General features: G+C 66.1%; 19 protein-coding genes. 9 read left to right on the top strand and 10 right to left on the bottom strand.

Annotated features, from left to right (window positions below; translation table 11 throughout):
• The 6 genes from FGU64_RS14885 to FGU64_RS14860 all read right to left on the bottom strand — a co-directional run bounded on the left by FGU64_RS14885 (position 1) and on the right by FGU64_RS14860 (position 7,689).
• Positions 1–1,857 (bottom strand): ABC transporter ATP-binding protein, encoded by a 1,857-nt coding sequence (locus FGU64_RS14885; protein WP_139953907.1) that lies wholly within the window; start codon positions 1,855–1,857, stop codon positions 1–3.
• Complete coding sequence (locus tag FGU64_RS14880; protein ID WP_139953906.1) at positions 1,857–2,720, bottom strand: ABC transporter permease; 864 nt, start codon at positions 2,718–2,720, stop codon at positions 1,857–1,859. The genes FGU64_RS14885 and FGU64_RS14880 overlap by 1 nt, the downstream gene beginning before the upstream one ends.
• Positions 2,717–3,733, bottom strand: coding sequence for an ABC transporter permease (locus FGU64_RS14875; RefSeq protein WP_136357361.1), 1,017 nt, complete (start codon positions 3,731–3,733; stop codon positions 2,717–2,719). Before FGU64_RS14875 ends, FGU64_RS14880 begins: the two co-directional genes overlap by 4 nt.
• A gap of 73 nt (positions 3,734–3,806) precedes the next feature.
• A complete protein-coding gene (locus FGU64_RS14870) occupies positions 3,807–5,342 on the bottom strand; it encodes an ABC transporter substrate-binding protein (RefSeq protein ID WP_136357363.1) in 1,536 nt (511 codons plus the stop codon).
• A gap of 100 nt (positions 5,343–5,442) precedes the next feature.
• Positions 5,443–6,141, bottom strand: coding sequence for a hypothetical protein (locus FGU64_RS14865; protein WP_139953905.1), 699 nt, complete (start codon positions 6,139–6,141; stop codon positions 5,443–5,445).
• A gap of 240 nt (positions 6,142–6,381) precedes the next feature.
• A complete protein-coding gene (locus FGU64_RS14860; RefSeq protein WP_246671124.1) occupies positions 6,382–7,689 on the bottom strand; it encodes an LLM class flavin-dependent oxidoreductase in 1,308 nt (435 codons plus the stop codon).
• A gap of 82 nt (positions 7,690–7,771) precedes the next feature.
• Between FGU64_RS14860 and FGU64_RS14855 the strand changes: the two genes are divergently transcribed.
• From FGU64_RS14855 to FGU64_RS14845, 3 genes are all read left to right on the top strand, one after another.
• On the top strand, positions 7,772–8,560 hold the full coding sequence (locus FGU64_RS14855) for a GntR family transcriptional regulator (protein ID WP_139953904.1): 789 nt from the start codon (positions 7,772–7,774) through the stop codon (positions 8,558–8,560).
• Positions 8,561–8,647: 87 nt separating this feature from the next.
• Positions 8,648–9,352 (top strand): GntR family transcriptional regulator, encoded by a 705-nt coding sequence (locus FGU64_RS14850; protein WP_139953903.1) that lies wholly within the window; start codon positions 8,648–8,650, stop codon positions 9,350–9,352.
• 140 nt (positions 9,353–9,492) lie between these two features.
• Positions 9,493–10,455 carry a dihydrodipicolinate synthase family protein gene (locus FGU64_RS14845; protein WP_139953902.1) on the top strand — a complete coding sequence of 321 codons (963 nt, stop codon included), beginning with the start codon at positions 9,493–9,495 and terminating at the stop codon, positions 10,453–10,455.
• A 59-nt stretch (positions 10,456–10,514) separates the two neighbouring features.
• On the opposite strand, the gene FGU64_RS14840 is transcribed toward FGU64_RS14845, so the two are convergent.
• Positions 10,515–11,549, bottom strand: a complete 1,035-nt coding sequence (locus FGU64_RS14840) for an Ldh family oxidoreductase (RefSeq protein WP_139953901.1) — start codon at positions 11,547–11,549, stop codon at positions 10,515–10,517.
• Between the two features lie 126 nt (positions 11,550–11,675).
• Between FGU64_RS14840 and FGU64_RS14835 the strand changes: the two genes are divergently transcribed.
• The 4 genes from FGU64_RS14835 to FGU64_RS14820 all read left to right on the top strand — a co-directional run bounded on the left by FGU64_RS14835 (position 11,676) and on the right by FGU64_RS14820 (position 17,036).
• The gene (locus tag FGU64_RS14835) at positions 11,676–13,220 is read left to right on the top strand and encodes an aldehyde dehydrogenase (NADP(+)) (RefSeq protein WP_139953900.1); all 1,545 of its coding nucleotides are present in this window, start codon (positions 11,676–11,678) and stop codon (positions 13,218–13,220) included.
• Positions 13,221–13,293: 73 nt separating this feature from the next.
• Positions 13,294–14,286, top strand: a complete 993-nt coding sequence (locus FGU64_RS14830; protein WP_136357376.1) for an ABC transporter substrate-binding protein — start codon at positions 13,294–13,296, stop codon at positions 14,284–14,286.
• Between the two features lies 1 nt (position 14,287).
• Positions 14,288–15,970, top strand: a complete 1,683-nt coding sequence (locus FGU64_RS14825; RefSeq protein ID WP_139953899.1) for an iron ABC transporter permease — start codon at positions 14,288–14,290, stop codon at positions 15,968–15,970.
• Positions 15,971–15,974: 4 nt separating this feature from the next.
• Positions 15,975–17,036, top strand: coding sequence for an ABC transporter ATP-binding protein (locus FGU64_RS14820; protein ID WP_139953898.1), 1,062 nt, complete (start codon positions 15,975–15,977; stop codon positions 17,034–17,036).
• Positions 17,037–17,184: 148 nt separating this feature from the next.
• On the opposite strand, the gene FGU64_RS14815 is transcribed toward FGU64_RS14820, so the two are convergent.
• Positions 17,185–17,805 (bottom strand): L,D-transpeptidase, encoded by a 621-nt coding sequence (locus tag FGU64_RS14815; RefSeq protein ID WP_136357382.1) that lies wholly within the window; start codon positions 17,803–17,805, stop codon positions 17,185–17,187.
• A 228-nt stretch (positions 17,806–18,033) separates the two neighbouring features.
• On the opposite strand from FGU64_RS14815, the gene cueR reads away from it, so the two are divergent.
• Both cueR and FGU64_RS14805 read left to right on the top strand, forming a co-directional pair.
• Complete coding sequence (gene cueR, locus FGU64_RS14810) at positions 18,034–18,429, top strand: Cu(I)-responsive transcriptional regulator (RefSeq protein WP_139953897.1); 396 nt, start codon at positions 18,034–18,036, stop codon at positions 18,427–18,429.
• A 54-nt stretch (positions 18,430–18,483) separates the two neighbouring features.
• Positions 18,484–18,984, top strand: a complete 501-nt coding sequence (locus FGU64_RS14805) for an MmcB family DNA repair protein (protein ID WP_139953896.1) — start codon at positions 18,484–18,486, stop codon at positions 18,982–18,984.
• An 83-nt stretch (positions 18,985–19,067) separates the two neighbouring features.
• Here FGU64_RS14805 and FGU64_RS14800 read toward each other — a convergent pair whose 3' ends face one another.
• A complete protein-coding gene (locus FGU64_RS14800; protein WP_139953895.1) occupies positions 19,068–19,631 on the bottom strand; it encodes an ActR/PrrA/RegA family redox response regulator transcription factor in 564 nt (187 codons plus the stop codon).
• Positions 19,632–19,711: 80 nt separating this feature from the next.
• Positions 19,712–21,040 carry an ActS/PrrB/RegB family redox-sensitive histidine kinase gene (locus FGU64_RS14795; RefSeq protein WP_139953894.1) on the bottom strand — a complete coding sequence of 443 codons (1,329 nt, stop codon included), beginning with the start codon at positions 21,038–21,040 and terminating at the stop codon, positions 19,712–19,714.
• Positions 21,041–21,072 lie beyond the last annotated feature (32 nt).

Raw genomic sequence — 21,072 nt, 5'->3', positions numbered from 1 at the left:
TCAGGTCCTTTCCACCAGAGCAAGATCGCCGGCGTCGTCCCGGTTCCACGCTGCATCGGCATCGTCCGGCGGCACGGAAGCGAGCAGCGCCCGCGTATAGGCATGGCTTGGCGCGGCGAAGACCGTCTCGGTCGGGCCGCTCTCGACGATCTCGCCGCGATACATCACCAGCACCCGGTCGCACAGATAGCGCACCACCGACAGGTCGTGCGAGATGAACAGCATGGAGAAGCCGCGCTCCTGCCTCAGCCGCAGCAGCAGGTCGAGCAATTGCGCCTGCACCGACACGTCGAGGCCGGAAACGATCTCGTCGGCCACCAGAACCCGAGGAAGCGCGCACAGCGCCCTTGCGATGTTGACGCGCTGCTTCTGGCCGCCCGAAAGCTGCGAGGGATAGCGCAGCGCCGTCTCGGGTGCTAGGCCGATCTCGTTGAGCAGCGAGCGCGCGCGTTCGAAACGCTCCGTGCCGGTGCCGCCGCCCGCCGCCTCCATCGCCTGGGTGACGATACCGGCCACCCTGCGGCGCGGGTTGAGCGCCGATTGCGGGTCCTGGAAAACGATCTGCAGATGCTCGCGCCGGAACGCCCGCTCCGACGTCCGGTTCGCCGTCACGTCCCTGCCCAGCAGGGTGAGCCGGCCTTGCGACGGGTTTTCCAGCCCAACGACGAGGCGCGCCAGCGTGCTCTTGCCGCTGCCGCTTTCGCCGACGATGCCGACGAACTCGTTCTCGCGCAAAACGAAGTCGGCCTTGTCCACGGCCCGGAACGTCGCTGGTGCCCGAAACAGCCGCCTGCGGGTGACGAAATCCTTCGAGACGCCGCTGGCCTCGAGCACGGTTTCACCGGTGACCTTGGCATGCGCAGCCGCCGGCGGCGCTTCAATGGCGGCGGTCGCCTCGGGGCGGATGCAGGCCGCGACGCGCTCGCCGTCGACCTTCGCCAGCGGCGGTTCGCTCGTACGGCATTGCGCCACGACATTGGGGCAGCGGTCGGCGAAGCGGCAGCCGGTCAGCGTCTTGATGGCCTGCAGGCCGGGCATGCGCTCGGGCAGGATGAAAAGACCGCGCCGCTCGCTGCCCATGCCCGGGCTGGCGAGCTGGAGGCAACGCGAATAGGGATGGGCGGGGCGAGCGAACACGTCGCGCGCAGGACCGTATTCGGCAGGGCGGCCGGCATAGAGGACCAGCACCTGATCGCAGATCTGCGCGGCGAGCCTGAGGTCGTGCGTGATGAAGACGACGGCCGTATCCTCGCGCTGTCGCATCTCCTCGATGAGCTTGACGATACGCGCCTGGATGGTGACGTCGAGCGCCGTCGTCGGCTCGTCGGCCACCAGGAGCCGCGGCCGGCTGGCAAAAGCCATGGCGATCAGCACGCGCTGGCACATGCCACCGGACAGCTGGTGCGGGTACTTGTCGAGCAGTTCGGCGCCGTGTGGCAGGTGCACGGCCGCGAACATGGCAAGCGCATGTTCACGCCAGCGCGCCGGCTCCGTCTTGCCGATGCGCGCGAGATGCTCGCGCATCTGCTGGCCGATGGTGAGCACCGGATTGAGCGCCGAAAGCGGCTCCTGCGGAATGAAGGCGATGTCGCGGCCGAGAAGCCGGCGCCGCTTTTCCGGCGCCATGGTGACAAGGTCCTCCCCGGCGAAATCGAGCGTGCCGCCGGTGACCGAGAAACCGGAGGGCAGCAGTTGCGCGATGGTGCGGCCGATCATCGATTTGCCGGCGCCGGATTCGCCCACCAGTCCGAGGATCTTGCCGGGTTCCAGTTGGAAGGAGAGGTCGGAAATCACCGGGAACGCGCTGCCGCCCCTGGTCAGCGCGACGGACAGGTTGTTTGCCGCAAGAAGGGCCATCAGCCGCGCTCCGTCTGGCTGAGGCGAGGATCGAGGGTGCGCCGCAGACCGTCGCCGAGAACGTTGAAGCCGAAGACGGTGATGAAGATCGCCAGGATCGGGCAGATCAGGTTCCACGGCGCCTGGTAGATGTTCTGGCGGGCGTCGGCGACCATCTGCCCCCACGCCGGAATGTCGGCGCCGACGCTCATGCCGACAAAGGACAGAATCGCCTCGACGACCACGGCGACGCCCATCTCCAGGCTGAGCAGGGTGATGAGCAGCGGGAAGGTGGCCGGCGCGATCTCGCGCGTCACCGTGCGCCAGTGCGAGAAGCCGAGCAGGCGCGCCGCCGCCACATAGTCGCGCCGGGTGACGACGATGACCTCCGAGCGCAGCACTCGGCAAAACCGGGTCCAGTCGACCAGCACGATGGCCAGGATGACGTTCTGCACGCCGGTGCCCAGCCCCACCATCAGGATCAGCGACAGGATGACAGGCGGGAAGGACAGCCAGATATCGACGATGCGGCCGATCAGCCAGTCGACCCAGCCGCCGAAATAGCCGGCGACATGGGCAAGCACCGCGCCGATGATCATGGCACCGAAGGAGGCGATCAGGGCCACCGTCAACGCCAGCCTGGCGCCGTAGATCAGTTGCGAGAGCACGCAGCGGCCGAGACTGTCGGTGCCGAGCGGGAAAGCAGGGTCGCCGCCGTCGGCCCATGCCGGCGGCAGGAGCGTGGCGATCAGGTTCTGCTCGTTGGGATCGTTGGGCGCGAGATACGGCGCAAACAGCGCGCAGGCGACGACGAACAGCAGGATCAGCAGTCCGATCAGGACCCGGCCCGATCGCAGCCAGCGGGGCAAGGCGGCTAACGTCATCGCGTCCTCAGCTTGGGATTGAGGATGAGGTAGAGGCTGTCGACCAGGATGCTGATGACCAGCACCACCACGCAATAGGTCAGGCCGACCGCCTGGATGATCGGCAGGTCGGTGTTGCGGATCGCATCGACCATCAGGTTGCCCATGCCGGGATAGGAATAGATGATCTCGATCAGCAGCGTGCCGCCGAACAGGAAGCCGAACTGCACGCCCATGAGGGAGAGCGTCGGCAGGATGGCGTTCTTCAAGGCATGGCCGATCAGGATGCGCCGCTCCGAAAGACCGCGCAGCCGCGCTTGGTGGATATAATCGTCCTGGTAGACGTCGAGCAGGCTGGAGCGCAGCACGCGCATGATCGGCGGCGAGAACGACACGCCGAGCGCGAAGGCCGGCAGGATGAGGTGCTGGACGGCGTTCCAGAAGGTGGCGAACTGGCCGGTGATCAGCGAATCGACGAGCAGGAAACCTGTGATGTCGGGCTTCTGGTAGCCGGCGCTGAGGACGCCGGTGAACGGCAAGAACTCGAACCAGACGCCGAACAGCAGGATCAGGAACAGGCCCCAGAGGAATTCCGGCAGCGAAAGCAGGGCGATCGACCCGACGTCGAGCACCGTCTCGGAGCGGGTTCCGCGCAGATAGAAAAGCAGAAGCCCGCCGGCGATGCCGAGCGCGGAAGCGATCGCCATGGCCAGCACGGCGAGTTCGATCGTGGCGGGGAGCGTCTGCCCGATCAGCCTGGTGACGCTGGTGCGCAACTGGATGGAGGTCCCGAAGTCGCCGTGCGCGACCTGCGAGAGCCAGATCGCATATTGCTGTGGCAGCGGCAGGGTCAGGCCCATCTCGACGCGCTTGGCCTCGATCTCCTCGATCGTTGCGTTGGGCGGCAGCGACATGGCCGCCGGATCGACCGGCAGCACCCTGAGGATCATGAACAGCAGCATCGAAACCAGCAGCAGGATCGGGATCGAAACGAGGATCCGCCTGGCCAGAAGCTTGGCAATCGTTGCGAACATCAGGACCCTTATGCTGCCGGTGTGGCGGGCGGAGCCGGCTGCCGCCGACCCCGCCGATGCGTTGCGCCGCCTGTTACGCCCACTTCATGGTGCTGCCGAGCAGCCAGCCGTTGCCATATTTGGTGTACTCCAGATCCTTCTTGCGCACGAGCGTCTGGACGCTTTGCAAGAGCGGAATCGTCGCGCCGATCTCCACGGCCATCTGGTTGACCTTCTGGTAGCCGGCGATGCGCTTTTCGTAGTTGGGCTCGGCGAACAGCGCCTTCAGTTCCTTGCCCGGCTCCTCGCCCTTCCACGACGAGAACGGCAGGTTGGGGCTGAGCATATAGCCGGCGAAGATTTCCGGGTCGCCCGTCGCGTTGTCCCAGATGTAGAGCGTCGCCTCGGGCAGCTTGTGGCCGCGGTTGAGCTCGAAATACTTGGTGTATTCGATCACCTCCAGATCGGCCTCGATGCCGACCTTCTTCCACATCTGCGCGATGGCACGGGCGATGTCGTAGTCGCTCGGGAAGTGGCCGTTGAAGGTGGCGAACCTGAACTTGACGGGCTTGTCCTTGGAATAGCCGGCCTTGGCCAGGAGCTCGACCGCCTTGTCGGGATCGTAGGGGAAGGTGAAGCCTTCGACGAAGCCGGGCGTTCCGGGTGTTGCGGGCACTGAAAGCGGCACGGCGGCGCCGTTGTAGAAGGCCTTCGACAAAGCCTGCTTGTCGATGGCGTGGTGAGCGGCCAGCCGCACGTTCTCGTCAGCGAAGGCGAGATCGTTGCGCATCTGCAGGAGGATGAGACGGGTGAACGGATTGGCCTCGGCGGCAAGGCCCTCCTGCTTGCCCAGCCGCTCCAGCTCGCGCACCGGAACCGAGGTGGTGAGGTCCACCTGCCCGGACTGGATCGCGGCCACGCGGGCCGAGGAATCCTTGATGACGTCGACGGTGATGCGCTTGAGGGCCGGCTTCTCGCCCCAGTAGGCGTCGTTGCGCTCGAAAACGGCGCGCGAGTTCATCTGGTATTCGACGAGCTTGTAGGGGCCGGAGCCGATCGGCTTGTCGCGGAAGCCGTCCGGCCCGACCTTTTCGACATAAGCCTTGGGAACCACGAAGCTCGCCATGAAGGCCATCCACTGCGGAGCGGTCGGCGACGGCGCGCTGAAGCGGATGGTGCCGGTGGTCGGCGAGGCAACCTCGATCTCCTCGATGTTGCGCCAGGTGTTGACGATATCGAGCTTGTGCCCGGCCAGCTTGCGCTCGAGGAAGGTGTAGCGGAAGTCCGCCATCGTCATCTTCGAGCCATCATGGAAGGTGACGTCGTCGCGCAGCTCGACCGTCATCGAGCGCCCGTCGGCGGCTAGCTCCCATTTGGTCAGCAGTTCGGGGACGAGTTCCAGCTTCGGGTTCTGGCCGATCGGCTGGTTGAACACCAGCTTGTAGATCGGCTGCGCATCCGGCACCGTGCGCTGGTTCGGGTCCCAGGAGGGGACGTCCGACGGCCAGCCTATGGTGACCGAATCCGCCGATTGTGCAAAGGCGATCGAGCTGCCCGCCAGCAGCTTGCCGCCGGCGGCGCCCGCCGCCAGGAGTTGAAGCAGATTTCTGCGATTGATTTCAAACGTCATGTCTCTCTCCCCTGTCGGTCGGCGTCACGCCGGAAGCAACGGCATCATATGGTTTCGGACCGGTGGCCGGGCCGCTTTCACACCTGCCGCCGCCACGGCGTCAGGCCTCGCCAACGTCAGCGCCAAGACGCCGGCGCCGCATCAGAAAATGCGAATTGATGCCCGAATAGGCTGGGAACTCGCGAAAATGCGCCCGCAATTCCTCCCGGGCCGGCGAGAGCATGGCGGCATTGAAGGCCTCGACGCTGTCGAAGGCGACCTCGTTGCCGATCAGGTAATCCCTGGCGGGCCAACCAGCGAGCGCAAGGTCGCGCAGCGGAAAATAGCACATGACAGCGCGGATGCCGGGCAGATGCGCCTGGGTGGACGGGTGGCTGTCCACATAGTTGCGCACGAACAGCGCCTCGTCGGCAGCCGGGCGCGTATAGCGCACCACATAGGAGACGGGAGCATCGAGGCGGCCGTCTTGCGAAGGGGCATAGAAGGTGCGGCTCAGGGCGCTGACCGTCGCTTCGACGCCCTCAGGCAGCGCTTCGAGCGCCTCGCGCAGCGCCGGCGCCGCGAAGGCCGCCCTCAACCCGGCTTCGCTGGCGAAAGCCGCGACGAGAAGGAGCAGCGGCGCTTCTTCCTTGCGGTTGTAGGGGTCGCGGCTTTCCTCCCCGGTCGGGACATAGGCGTCGAGCCGATCGAGCGACGGCAGAGCGGTCAACAGCGGACGCTCGGCCCGAGACAGCCATGCGGCCAGCGGCGCAGTTCGATCCGGGCTTCCCGTGACGGCAACCTCACAGACCCACGACAAGCCGACCTCCCTGATGGCCGCGGATTTATTTAAGCATAAAGTACCGTCGACGAAGCCGGTGTCAAGTTAAACGTGGGAATCTGTATTCTGAAAATGCCGTGAACGATAGGGGCTTTTCGTCCCTTACCCCGAAAGGGCCGGCATATCCGGGCATTCAGGTGAAAGTGACGGCGAAATCAGTATACTGTCTACGCCCGAAATCACCGTTCCTCATGACTGTTCCGAAAGGATGGAGGAGCGTCAACGCCGCCCCTTGAAGACACCAAGGTTTTCGCGGAGCGTCGCGCCCTCGTAGTCGGTACGGTAGAGGCCACGGCGCTGCATTTCAGGGACGACCAGTTCGACGAAAGCGTTGATCGCGTCAGGCAGGTGCGAGGGGATGATGTTGAAGCCGTCGGCGGCGCGCGCCGTCTTCCACTGCTCCATTTCGTCGGCCACGTCGGCCGCCGTGCCGATGACGATGCGGTGGCCACGCCCCAGCGCCTGGGTCATGTAAAGCTGGCGGATCGTGTAGCCCTCGCGCTGCGCAAGCTTGTACATCGTCTCCGCCCGGCTCTTGAAGACAGGGTCCTTCGGCTCCGGCACCGGCCCATCGAGCGGATAGTCCGACAGGTCGCCGAGCCGGTCGTAGAGCGAGGCCAGCCCGACCACAGGATCGATAAGCTCCATCAGCTCGTCATACTTTGCCTGCGCCTCCGCGCGCGTGCGGCCCACCACCGGCAGCAGGCCGGGCATGACCAAGACATCGTCGTCGGCGCGGCCGTATTTCGGCAGCCGCTCCTTGATCGACGCATAGAAGTCGCGCGCGCTGCCAAGATCCTGCTTGGCAGTGAAGACGACATCGGCCGATTTGGCGGCGATCTCACGGCCCGGCTCCGAATCACCGGCAAAGAAGATGACCGGCTCATCCTGCGGCGAGCGTGCCACGTTGAGCGGGCCACGCACGGAAAAATATTTGCCTTTGTGGCCGAGCGTGTGAAGCTTCGCCTCGTCGTAGTAGAGCCCGCTTTTCTTGTCGCGCAGGAGGGCATCCGCCTCCCAGCTGTTCCAGAGGCCGCGCACCACGTCGACGAACTCGCCAGCCCGCTCGTAGCGCAGGTCGTAGTCGGGAAAATTCATGTGGCCGAAATTCAACGCATCCTCCGTGCCCCAGGAGGTGACCACGTTCCAGCCGGCGCGGCCGCCACTGATATGGTCGAGCGACAGGAACTGCCGGGCGAGGTTGAACGGTTCGCTGTAGGTGGTGGAACCGGTGGAGACGAGGCCGATGCGGCTGGTGTTGGGCGCCAGCGCCGCAAGCAGCGTGATCGGCTCGAGTTCGGCGCCGTTGCTCTGGCGGGTGCGGGCGCCGGGCGGGTTGTCGGCGCCCCTGATGGCGAGTTCGTCGGCCATGAAAACGAGATCGAACTTGCCGCGCTCCGCCGCGCGCGCGATATCGAGGAAGTAGCGGATATCCATCGACCCGTCGGGTCGGACGTTCGGATGGCGCCATGCGGCGATATGATAACCCATCCGCCACATCGACAGGCCGAGCTTGATCTGCTTCACGGTAGACTCCTCGTTTTGTCGTCGGGGCAGGACAGATTTCCGCTATTACTATATAGTATATAGTAATTCAAGGGAGAGACGAATGCAGGACCAGAAGGACGGCCGCGAGAACCTTGCCGCGAGCGCTCCCGGCGCCCCGGCCCGCGCGTCGGACACGGCCTTTCCGCTCTACCAGGTGGTCAAGCAGCAGATCACCGACGCGATCCTGCTCGGCCACTGGCCGGCCGGCACGGTGCTGCCGAACGAGATCGCGCTCGCCAACCGCTTCGGGGTCGCCGTCGGCACGCTGAGGCGAGCGCTTGCCGACCTCACCCAGGAAGGCCTGCTCAGCCGCAGGCGCAAGACCGGCACTGTGGTGACCGGGCGCACGCCCCAGCACAGCCTGCGCTTCCTGTTCCGCTATTTCCGGCTGCACGGCGCCGACGGCGCGCTGCAGGAATCCCGCTCGATCAATCTGTCGCTGGAGCGAGGGCTCGCGACGCCCGAGGAGCGCGAGGGACTGGCCTTGGCGGAGGGCGGCGAGGTCATCCGCTTCAGGCGCCTGCGCAGCGTCGCCGACAAGCCGGTCATGCTCGACCTCTTCGTCTTTCCCGCGCACAGGGTCCCCGGCTTCGCCTCGCGCCCGGAGGAGGCGCCGCCGCTGCTCTATCAGCACCTGCTCGACCGCTACGGTATCCGCATCGCCGCCGTGCGCGAAAAGATCAGCGCCGAGCTTGCCGGCGAGACCGTCGGCGCGGCGCTGGAGATCGCGGCCACGGCCCCCGTGCTGATGATCGAGGAAATCGCATACGATCAGGCCAACGCACCGATGATCCTGGCGCTGCATCACGCCACCACGGCGAATCACCGCTACATCAACGAAATCCGCTGAAGGCCCCGTCCGCCGTTGGGTAAAATCCCGGCGATTGATCCCGTTGGGAGAAGCCTGTATTCATCATGTCGACAACAGGATATCGGCATGAGCGACAAGGCGACGGCATCGCAGGCGGAGCGTAAGCGCGGCGAAGGGGTCAAGTTCGTCTACGACATATTGCGCGACGACATCCTCGACCTCGTCCTGCCGCCCGGCAGCCCTATCGACGAGGTGCAGTTGGCCGAGCGTCTTTCGATGTCGCGCACGCCGATCCGCGAGGCGCTGGTGCGGCTGGCCGGCGAAGGACTGGTGACGACGCTGCCCAACCGCTCCACGGTGGTGTCGAACATCGACTTCCTCAACCTGCACAGCTTCTTCGACGCGATGACGCTGATGTACCGCGTGACGACGCGGCTGGCGGCGCAGTTCCGCACCGACGCAGACCTCGCGGCCATCCGCGCCAGGCAGGCGGAGTTCGCCCGCGCCGTCGAGGCGCATGATGCGCTCGCCATGATCGCCACCAATCGCGACTTCCACGCCCGGATCGCCGAAGCGGGACGCAACCCTTACTACACCGGCCTGTTCTGCCGGCTGCTCGACGAGGGCCGGCGTATCCTGCGCATCTACTATTCGTCGTTCGACGACCGGCTGCCCCGCCGCTATGTGATCGAGCACGAGGACATCATCGCGGCAATCGAGGCGCGCGACATCGAGGCGGCCGACCGGCTGGCCAGCGCCCATGCCGACCAGATCGTGCGCCAGATCCAGGACCTGATCGCGCGCGACCGCCGCCAGCAGATCACGCTTTAAACCGCTATCGGGCCGGGTGGCTGCCGCCGCTCCGGAAAGGATTTTTCGTCTCGAATTTTCTTGTCGACAAATAAAATACAAATGGTATTATGTGTTCAACCTGACTGGACGCCACCCAACACCGACCCGAGGAGACGAGAATGAGCGCGCAGGTCTTTTCCGGCTGCATGCCGGCCCTGATGACCCCCTGCAAGGACGACCGCAGCCCCGATTTCGACGCGCTGGTGCGCAAGGGCAAGGAACTGATCGCCGCCGGCATGTCGGCCGTCGTCTATTGCGGATCGATGGGCGACTGGCCGCTACTGACCGACGCGCAGCGCATGGAAGGCGTCGAGCGGCTGGTGAAGGCCGGCGTGCCGGTCATCGTCGGCACCGGCGCCGTCAACACCGCCTCGGCCGTGGCGCACGCCGCGCATGCCCAGAAGGTCGGCGCCCGCGGCCTGATGGTCATCCCGCGCGTCCTGTCGCGCGGCTCGGTCATCGCCGCCCAGAAGAACCACTTCAAGGCGATCCTCGCCGCCGCACCCGACCTGCCTGCGGTGATCTACAACAGCCCCTATTACGGCTTCGCCACCCGCGCCGACCTGTTCTTCGCGCTGCGCGCCGAGCATCCGAACCTCGTCGGCTTCAAGGAATTCGGCGGCCATGCCGACCTGCGCTACGCGGCCGAGAACATCACCAGCCGCGACGACGAGGTCGTGCTGATGATCGGCGTCGACACTTGCGTGGTCCACGGCTTCGTCAATTGCGGCGCCGGCGGCGCCATTACCGGCATCGGCTGCGTGCTGCCGAAGGAGGTCCTGCACCTCGTCGCCCTCAGCCAGGCGGCGGCGAAGGGCGACGTCGAGGCTCGCCAGCGGGTGCTCGAACTGGAAGCCGCGCTGGGCGTGCTCTCCTCCTTCGACGAAGGCCCAGACCTCGTCCTCTACTTCAAGCACATGATGGTTCTGAAGGGGAATCCGGAATATACGCTGCACTTCAACGAGACCGACGCGCTGTCCGACAGCCAGCGCGGCTATGTCGAGGCGCAGTTGAAGCTGTTCGACACCTGGTATGCCAACTGGTCGAGGCAGACCGGCGCGGTGCAGAAATACGCCGCCTGACGTCCAGCGTCCCCATGCGAAACGCAAGGCCCTCCCGGCGGGAGGGCCTTTTTCATGGATCAGGGAACGGCGTCCATTCCGAGCGCCTCCAACCGCTGCAGTTGGTCCGCTTCTGCTGCGGTGAGCGCAATGCCCTCCGCCATCGTGCGCCGGCGGGCAGCGAAGCGCCGCTGCGAGGGCAGCCGCGCACCCTGCCCGACGATAGCCTCGAACAGCGTCTCGGCGCGCTGGAATGGATCACCCGGCCGACCGGCGGCGAAACGCTCGGGCGAGAAGGCGAGGATCAGTTCGCCATGCCGCGGCGCCAGCGCCGTGCTGCCCAGCACATCCAGCGCCTCGCTGCTGGTCAGGTCGCCGATCATCGCGCCGGCCAGAAGCTCGATCATGGTCGAGATGGCCGATCCCTTGTGGCCGCCAAAGGGCAGCATGGCGCCGGCCAGTGCCGCTTCCGGCCCGGTCGTGGGCCTGCCTTCGGCGTCGAGCGCCCAGCCTTCGGGCAAGGGCCGGCCCGCCCGGCGATGCAGTTCGATCTCGCCGCGCGCGGCGACGGATGTGGCGAAGTCGAAGACGTAGGGCGGCTGCCCTCGCCGCGGCCAGCCGAAGGCCATCGGATTGGTGCCGAGCAGCGGCCGGGTCCCGCCGGCCGGCGCGACGGTCGAATAGCTCGGGCACATGGCGAGAGCCGCCACGCCCATCCCGGTCAGCACCTCCACTTCGGGCCACAGCGCCGAAAAATGCGTGCAGTCGTTGATGACCAGCGCCGCAAGGCCGAGCCGCTTCGCCCGCTCGGCGAGGATGGGAGCACCAAGCTCGAACGCCGCGCAGGAAAAGCCGCCGCCTGCCGCCACCCTGAGCACGGCCGTGCCGTCATCGTCCAAGACAGGCACAGCATCCGCCGACACCTTGCCAGCCTTCAGCGTGCGCAGGCAACCCTCGATGCGATAGACGCCATGTGACTTGCAGCCGTCACGTTCGCCGGCGACGATGACGCGGGCAAGGGCCGTCGCATGCATAGAAGACAAGCCGGCCCTGCGGAAAATCGTCTCGACCCGCCCGGTCAGCGCCTCGATGCTCAGGACCACGGTTTCATTCATCGCAGCTTCTTTCCAATTCCGATGGTTGCATATCTGCATACATATTGTATTTAAACTGCCGACAGAATGGCAACCCCGCATCCTGCGCTATAGTGCGTTGCCCTCCCCACGAACAGGAGCATTCCTATGACCTTCACACCACATGGCAAACACCTGATCGCCGGGGAATGGGTGGAAAGCGCCACGCGGTTTTCCTCTTCGCCCGCCCATGGCTCCTCGCATGAGTTCTTTGCCGGCACGGCGGAGCTGGTGGACCGCGCCTGCCAGGCGGCGGAGGACGCCTTCTGGACCTATAGCGCCACATCGCGCGAGGCGCGCGCCGCCTTCCTCGACGCCATTGCCGACGAGATCGAGGCGCGTGCCGAGGCGATCACCGAAATCGGCACGCAGGAAACCGGCCTGCCGGTCGCCCGCCTGCAGGGCGAGCGCGGCCGCACGACCGGCCAGCTGCGCCTGTTCGCCAGCCATATCCGCAAGGGTGACTATCTCGACCGCCGCCACGACGCGGCCCTGCCCGAGCGCCAGCCGGCGCTGCGTCCCGATATCGTCATGATCCAGCGCCCGATCGGCCCGGTCGCCGTGTTCGGCGCCTCCAACTTCCCGCTCGCCTTCTCCACCGCCGGCGGCGACACGGCAGCCGCGCTGGCCGCCGGCTGCCCGGTGGTCGTCAAGGGCCACTCGGCGCATCCCGGCACCGGCGAGATCGTCGCCGAAGCGGTCAAGGCGGCCATCGAGAAGACCGGCATGCCGAAGGGCACCTTCAGCCTGATCCAGGGCGGCAACCGCTCTGTCGGCGAAGCGCTGGTGCAGCACCCGCACATCAAGGCGGTCGGCTTCACCGGCAGCCTCGCCGGCGGGCGGGCACTGTTCGACCTGTGCGCGGCACGGCCGGAACCGATCCCCTTCTTCGGCGAACTGGGCAGCGTCAACCCGATGTTCGTGCTGCCGCATGCCGTCGCCAACCGCGCCGAGACGCTCGGCCAGGGCTGGTCGGGCTCGCTCACCATGGGCGCCGGCCAGTTCTGCACCAATCCCGGTATCGCCGTGGTGATCGACGGCGCAGATGCCGACCGCTTCGTCGGCGCGACCCGCGCGGCGCTGGAAAAGGTGCCGGCGCAGACCATGCTGACCGACGGCATCGCCGCCGCCTATCGCGCCGGCCAGGAGCGTTTCGCCACCCGCAACTCGATCCGCCCGGTGCTGGTGACGGAATCCGAGGGGCGCAACGCCTCGCCCAACCTGTTCGAGACGACCGGCGCGCAGTTCCTGCGCGACCACACGATGGGCGAGGAGGTGTTCGGCCCGCTCGGCCTGGTGGTGCGGGTCGGCTCGCTCGACGAAATGCGCACGCTGGCGCTCGGCCTCGAAGGCCAGCTGACGACGACGCTGCACATGGACCACGCCGACCTCGACGCCGCGCGCGCCCTGATGCCGATCCTCGAGCGCAAGGCTGGCCGCGTGCTGGTCAACGGCTTCCCGACCGGGGTGGAAGTGGTCGATTCCATGGTGCATGGCGGCCCCTACCCGGCCAGCACCAATTTCGGCGCGACCAGCGTCGGCACTTTATCGATCCGCCGTTTCCTGCGCCCGGTCGCCTACCAGAACGTGCCGGCCGCGCTGCTGCCCGAGCCCGTGCCAGGTACAACCGATTCCCGGGCTGCCAAAGGTTGACCCGGCGCTTTCCCGCGCGATAGTTTTGCCGACTATCAATTCGGCAACACCATCCGGGGAAAGAGAGGCCATCATGAGGTTCTTGGTTCGCGTCGCGGCGGCGGCGGTCACGTCGCTGCTGGCGATCGGTTCGGCGCACGCGCTCACCGTCTATTCCAGCGTCGATGAAGAGAACGCCAAGAAGCTGCTGGATGCCTTCTCCAAGGCGACCGGCGTGGAAACGCAGATGGTGTTCCTGTCGTCCGGCCCCGCCCTGTCGCGCATCGAGGCCGAGAAGGCCAATCCGCAGGCCGACGTCTGGTTCGGCGCACCGAGCGAGAACCACATCCTGGCGAAGGAGCGCGGCCTGACCGAACCCTACGTCTCGCAGAACGCCGCCGCACTCTCCGACGAGTTCAAGGACAAGGAAGGCTACTGGCACGCCATCTATACCAACCCGCTGGCGATCGGCGTGCGCACCGACATCCTCGAGAGCCGCAAGGCGCCGGTGCCGACCTCGTGGGAGGACCTGAAGAACCCCGCCTACAAGGGGCTGATCCAGATGCCGTCGCCGCAGTCGTCGGGTACCGCCTATGCGCTCATCCTGACGCTCATCGACGAGCGCGGCGAGGACGGCGCCTTCGACTACCTGAAGGCGATCAATCCGAACGTGCAGACCTATACGCAGAGCGGCACCGCACCCTCCGGCGCGCTCGGCGTCGGCGAGACGCCGCTGGCGATCCAGTTCACGCCCGGCTTCCTGAAGCTCGCCGACGAGGGCTATCCGGTGCAGGTGGTGTTTCCCAGCGAAGGCGTCGGCTACGAAGTCGCCGCCATGTCGATCCTCAAGGGCGCCAAGAACGTCGACGACGCCAAGAAGCTGGTCGACTGGATGACCTCGGCCGACGGCCAGGGCGCGCTCAGCGCCACCAAGACCTACTTCCTGCCGATCCGCAGCGACGTCAGCGGCGGCACCGGCGTGCCGGCGCTCGACAAGATCAAGCTGGTATCGAGCGATCCCAAGTTCGCCGCCGAGAACAAGAAGCGGCTGGTCGAGCGTTGGACCAAGGACGTGCTCGGCCAGTAGGATGGCGGCCTTGTCCGGCACCGCGCGCGCGCAATTGCGGCAGCTTGCGCGCGATCCGGTGCTGTTTGTCCTGTTGATGGCGATCGCCGTGTCGATCGCCATCTTCGTCGTCTATCCGCTGATCAAGGTCCTGCTGGCGAGCTTCCAGGTCGACGGAGCCTGGTCGTTTGCCGGCTATGCCGAGCTTGCGGAACGGAAACTCTACCGCAACGCGCTGATCAACAGCCTCGGCGTCGGCGTTCTCGTCGGCGTGATCGGCGTCGCCATCGGCTTCGTCAACGCTTTCGTACTGACGAGGCTCGACGTGCCCGGCAAGACGCTGCTGCATTACCTCACCATCCTGCCGATCATCTCGCCGCCTTTCGTCAGCGCGGTGTCGATCCTGTTCCTGTTCGGCTTCAACGGGCTGGTGACGCGCCAATTGCTCGGCCTTCAGGATTTTTCCATCTACGGCTTCCACGGCGTGGTGCTTTCGCAGGTCTTCACCTTCGCGCCGATCGCCTATCTGTCGCTGCGCGGCGTGCTCGCCTCGCTCAGTCCGACGCTGGAGGACGCCGCGCTCAACATCGGCGCCACCCGCTGGCAGGCGTTCTGGAAGGTCTCCTTTCCACTGGCGCTGCCGGGCATCGCCAGCGCCTTCCTCGTCGTCTTCATCGAATCGATGGCCGATTTCGGCAATCCGCTGGTGCTGGCGGGCGCTGCCTTCCCGATGCTTGCGCCGCAGGCCTATCTGGAGATCACCGGCTCGTTCAATCTGTCGCGCGGCGCGACGCTGGCCATCGTGCTGCTCATCCCTTCGATGACCGCCTTCGCCATCCAGCGCTATTACCTGTCGAAGCGGCAGTACATCACCGTCACCGGCAAGCCGACGGCCTCAACCTCGAAAGTCGTCAGCCCGGCCGCGAAATGGGTGCTCTACGGCATTACCCTTCTGTTCGCGCTGCTGGTGACGGCCTTCTACGCGGTCATCCTGGTCGGCGCCTTCACCAAGGTGTGGGGCTTCAACTACACGCCGACGATCGCGCATTTCCTCTACGTCTTCGACGTCGGCTTCGACTCGGTCAAGGATACGCTCGTCGTCGCGCTGGTAACGACGCCGGTCAGCGGCCTGCTCGGCATGCTGGTGGCCTTCCTCGTCGTGCGGCGGAACTTTCCCGGACGCGCCGCGCTGGAGTTCGGCTCCATCCTGTCCTTCGCCGTACCGGGCACTGTCGTCGGCATCGGCTACATCATGGCCTTCAACGCACCGCCGCTGGTGCTCACCGGAACGCTGGCGATCCTGGTGGCGTGCTTCGTCTTCCGCTACGTGCCGGTCGGCATCCAGTCCGGCATCGCGGTGCTGCGCCAGATCGACCCGGCGATCGAGGAAGCGGCGCAGAACCTCGGCGCCACCGGCCTGACCACCTTCCGCAAGATAACGCTGCCGCTCATCGCGCCGGCCTTCTTCTCCGGCCTCGTCTACGCCTTCGTGCGCGCCATGACGGCGATCAGCGCGGCGATCTTCCTCGTCTCCGCCAACTGGAACCTGATGACGGTGCAGATCCTCAACCAGGTCGGCTCCGGCCGGCTCGGCGTGGCCGCCGCCTTCAGCGTGGTCGTCATCGTCATCGTGCTGGTGGCGATCGTCATCATCAGCCGCCTCGTCAACCGCTGGAGCCGGCATACATCCATGGTGAGGTTCTAGAACAATGACCGACAGCATCCGCATCGTCGGCCTGAACAAGGCCTTCGCCAGCCCCGACGGCGGCACGGTGGCCGCCGTTCGCGACATCAATCTGGAGATCGGCGCCGGCAGGCTGGTAACGCTGCTGGGTCCGTCCGGTTGCGGCAAGACCACGTTGCTCAGGATGATCGCCGGCTTCGAGGAGCCGACCTCCGGCGACATCTTCTTCGGCGACAAGCGCATGAACGACGAGCCACCGAACCGGCGCGACACCGCCATGGTGTTCCAGTCCTACGCCGTCTTCCCGCATCTCGACGTGTTCGAGAACGTCGCCTTTGGACTGAGGCTGCGCAAGCTCGGCAAGGCACAGATCGAGCAGCGCGTTGACAAGGTGCTGGAGCAGACGGGGCTCGCCAGCTATGCACGGCGCTCGCCCAGCCAGCTTTCCGGCGGCCAGCAGCAGCGCGTGGCGCTGGCGCGCTGCATCGTCATGGAACCGCGCGTGCTGCTGTTCGACGAACCGCTCTCCAACCTCGACGCCAAGCTGCGCGAACAGATGCGCGTCGAGATTCGCGAGCTGCAGCAGCGCGTCGGCATCACCTCGATCTACGTCACCCACGACCAGGTCGAGGCGATGAGCATCTCCGACGAGATCGTCGTGATGAACGCCGGCGTGGTCGAGCAGGTCGGCACGCCGCATGCGATCTATGCGCGGCCTTCCAGCCGCTTCGTCGCCGATTTCATCGGCAAGGCGAATTTCCTCACCGCGACCGTCGCAGACAGCGAAACGGTGGAGATATCCGGCGTGCGCCTGCCCGTCGCGGAAATGCCGACCCGCTCGCCGGGGGAGACCGTCGCCGCGGTGCTGCGGCCAGAGGCCATCCACCTTTCGCCCGACGCCGGCCCCTTCAAGGGAATGGTCAGGCGCGTCATGTTCCTCGGCAACATCGCGGAATATCTGGTCGAGGTGGACGGTGTCGGCTCATGGATCGTCGACAGCGCCAATCCGGCCGAGGCGCCACTGCACCGCGTCGGCGAGACGGTGTTCCTGACGCCGTCGCGGCACGCCCTGCATCTCCTGCCCTGACGCGCGCCGCGCGCTTCCGCATCCGCGGACAACAAAAAACCGGGCCTTTGGAGCCCGGTTTCTCGTTGGGACGTCCGTTGTTGCCTAGACGGTCCGCGTACGAAACTCTGTCTCCCGGCCAGCGCCGCCGCGCCCGGCCGGCTCGCCCCTACATGACGATGACCTTGGCGCCGACCTCGGCGCGGTCGTAGAGGTCGATGATGTCCTGGTTCATCAGCCGGATGCAGCCGGACGACATGGCATGGCCGATGGAATTCCACTCGGGGCTGCCGTGCAGGCGATAGCCGGAATCGCCGCCCTTGTTGAAGAGGTACATGGCGCGGGCGCCGAGCGGGTTGGAAAGTCCGGGCGGCATGCCGTTGCGCCACTTGGCGAGTTCCGGCTGGCGCTTGATCATCGCCCCGGGCGGCGTCCAGGTCGGCCATTCGCGCTTGAGCGCGATGCGGGCCGTGCCGTGCCACTCGAAGCCCTCACGGCCGACGCCGATGCCGTAGCGCACCGCCTTGCCGTTATCGAGGACGAAATAGAGGAACTTCTGGTTGGTATCGACGATGATGGTGCCCGGCTTCTCGCTCGTCTCGTAGCGCACGATCTGGCGACGATACTTGTAGGGCACCTTCTCGATCGGGATGCGCGGGAGGGCGTAGCCGGCGTCGGTGCGGGCTCCGTAGTCGTTGGAGAACACCTGCATCGGGCCGAGGCCCACGGTGCTGCACCCGGCCAGAACGGCCGACAACGCGGCAGCAAGAATGATCGATTTCACCCGCATGAGAACCTGTCGCCCCGCCTGAAGATCCTTCTCCCGGCCCGATTCGGACCGTATTTTGTCGCATTCATGCTGGCATTTCTTTTGCTTGCCAAGCGCGGAGCCGCTTCATACGTGTTCAACCTACGACTGTAAGGCAGATGCTGCGACATTTCGGCAACAGCCCTTCACGGATTGGTGAACAAAATCAATGACCCGCTTTCGCGCACCCGCTATCGGAGGGATCAAGCGATGAACATCGGCACCGCCGCCAGCCGTTCCGGCCTGCCGGCCAAGACCATCCGCTACTATGAGGAGATCGGCCTGATCGACCCGGCGCGCGCCGGCAACGGCTATCGCGACTATTCGGGCGACGACATCCACCGCCTCGCCTTCCTGAAGCGCGCCCGCAATCTCGGCTTCTCCATCGACGACTGCCGTCAGCTGATGGCGCTCTACCAGGACCGCTCGCGCGCCAGCCAGGACGTGCGCGCCATCGCCGCCGCCCATGTCGTCACCATCGAGGAGAAGGTGCGCGAGCTGCAATCCATGCGCGCCACCTTGCAAACACTGATCCACGCCTGCCACGGCGACCAGCGGCCGGACTGCCCGATCCTGGAGGAGATCGCGGGCGAGGGCGTTTCCTGAAACGACGGGCAAGCTACGGGTTCAAACCGTGAACAGAATCGGCCATACTGGGCCATGCCCATTGTTTCTCCACTTGCCCAGAATCCGCTGATCGACGGCCGCCAGTCGGAGCGCGCCATGTTGGTGCGACGCGGCGTGCAGCGGCTTCTCTCGCAGATGGGTGCGCATGTGCTGCCCGAACTGTCGCTCGCCACCGGGCGGCGCGCCGACCTCATCGCGCTCACCCGGCAGGGCGACATCTGGATCATCGAGATCAAATCCTCGATCGAGGACTTCCGCGTCGACCGCAAATGGCCGGACTACCGGCTGCATTGCGACCGCTTCTTTTTCGCCACCCATCCGGGCGTGCCGGCCGACATCTTCCCGGAAGAATGCGGCTTCATCCTTTCCGACGGCTATGGCGCGGAGGTGATGCGCGAGGCGCCGGAACACCGCATCGCCGCCGCCACGCGCAAGGCGCTGATGCTGAGGATAGCCCGCGCCGGCGCCGCGCGCCTGCTGGCGGCGGAGCTCGCCGGCGTGCCGGTGGCGGCGATCGAGGGGGAGAGCGAATAGGGAAGGCAACAGGGGAATAGGGCAGTAAGGGAATATGGGAATAAGCCTCGTACTCCCCTACTCCCTTATTTCCCTATTCCCCTTCACCTTGGCGCCCGCTTGGCCAGGATGCGCTGCAACGTCCTGCGGTGCATGTTCAAACGGCGCGCCGTTTCCGAGACGTTGCGGTCGCACATTTCGTAGACGCGCTGGATATGCTCCCAGCGCACGCGGTCGGCCGACATCGGATTCTCCGGCGGCGCGGCGCGCTCGCCCGAGGTGCGGGTCAGCGCTGCGAAGACGTCATCGGCATCGGCCGGCTTCGACAGGTAGTCGATGGCGCCGAGCTTCACCGCCGTCACCGCGGTGGCGATATTGCCGTAACCGGTCAGGATGATGGTGCGCGCGTCCTCGCGCTTCTCGCGGATCGCCGCCACCACGTCGAGGCCGTTGCCGTCGCCGAGGCGCATGTCCACCACCGCATAGGCCGGCGGATTGGCGCGCGCCTTGGCCACCGCCTCCTCGACGCTCTCGGCCGTCTCGACGGCGAAGCCGCGCGTCTCCATGGCGCGCGCCAGCCGGGTCAGGAAAGGCTTGTCGTCCTCGACGATGAGCAGCGAGGCATCCTCGCCGATCAGGGCTGCGCTGTTGGCTTCGTCACCGGTCATGATTTCGATCCCGTGTCTTTCATGACGCAGATATAGCCGCGCGGCCCGAATGTCCAACGATCGGATGCGGCGCCAAGATTCTATGCGATGTCGAACATGGTGTCGGCGGTCGCCTCCGGGTTGACGAAGGCCGCCCGCGGCCAGGCAACGCGCACCACCGCGCCTTCGCCCAGGCCGCCGGAGTTGCGGAATTCGAGCGCGGCGCCCGAGCGTTCGAGCAGCGTCTTGGCGATAAACAGGCCGAGGCCCAGACCGCCGCCGCCCTTCTCGGCGCCCGAACGGGTGGACATGTAGGGCTCGCCGATACGGTCGAGGATTTCGGGCGTGAAGCCCGGCCCGTCGTCGACGACGGTGAAGGTGACCTGATCCTCGTTCCAGCTCCAGCGCACGGTGACGGCCTCGCGGGCGAAGTCGACGGCGTTCTCCACCAGGTTGCCCAGTCCGTAGAGGACGCCCGGGTTGCGGCGGCCGACCGGCTCGGGGCCGACGCTCTCGTCCGCCTTCAACCGGATGGCGATGCCGAAATCGCGGTGCGGCGCCGTCACTTCCTCGACCAGAGAGGTCAGCGGCAGGCGGGCGAGATGCTCCTCGCCGGCGCTCGACAGGCTGGTCAGGCGCTTCAGGATTTCACGGCAGCGCTCGACCTGCGAGCGCAGCAAGGTGACGTCGTCGCGGTATCTCGGATCGTCGCCCAGCGCCTTCTCCATCTCGCGGGCCACCAGCGTGATGGTGGCAAGCGGCGTGCCGAGTTCGTGCGCCGCCGCTGCCGCCAGCCCATCCAGCGCCGACAGGTGCTGTTCGCGCTGCAGCACCAGTTCGGTCGCCGCCAGCGCATTGGCGAGCAGGCGCGCCTCCTGCGCGACGCGGAAAGCGTAGATGGCGGTGAAGGCGATGGAGGAAAACACCGCCATCCACATGCCGGCGACATAGATGAAGGGCATGAGCAACTGCACGCCCTCATACCAGGGCAGCGGCAGATGGAAGAAGACCAGCAGCGTCGCCAGCACCATCACCAGCGTGCCGAGAAAAGCGGTGAAGCGGATCGGCAGAGAGGTGGCCGAGATGATGACCGGCACGCTCATCAAAAGCGAGAACGGATTGGTCAGCCCGCCGGTCATGTAGAGCAGGCCGGCGAGTTGCAGGCTGTCGAAGACGAGGATGCCCATCGCCGCCAGGGGCTTCAACCGGTGCGCCGCCGGAAAGCGGAACGCCAGGAACAGGTTCAGCCAGGCGGAGGCGGCCAGCAGCGCGAAGCACAGGCTGACCGGCAGTGGAAAATCCAGCCCGTAGGCGACGGCGATGATGGTGGCGCTCTGGCCGACGATGGCCAGCCAGCGCAGCCTGATCAGCGTGTTCAGCCGCAGGCCGTGGCTCTGCTGCAAATCGGGCGAGCGCTGTATGTCCATCATGGCAAAGCCTTACCGCAAGTGGCCGACAGCCT

Origin of the sequence: Mesorhizobium sp. 8 (assembly GCF_006351905.1) — a bacterium.
Classification (GTDB): Bacteria; Pseudomonadota; Alphaproteobacteria; order Rhizobiales; family Rhizobiaceae; genus Mesorhizobium; species Mesorhizobium composti.
Note: the sequence above shows the minus strand (reverse complement) of the source record. Positions and strands in the feature narration are given on the sequence as shown.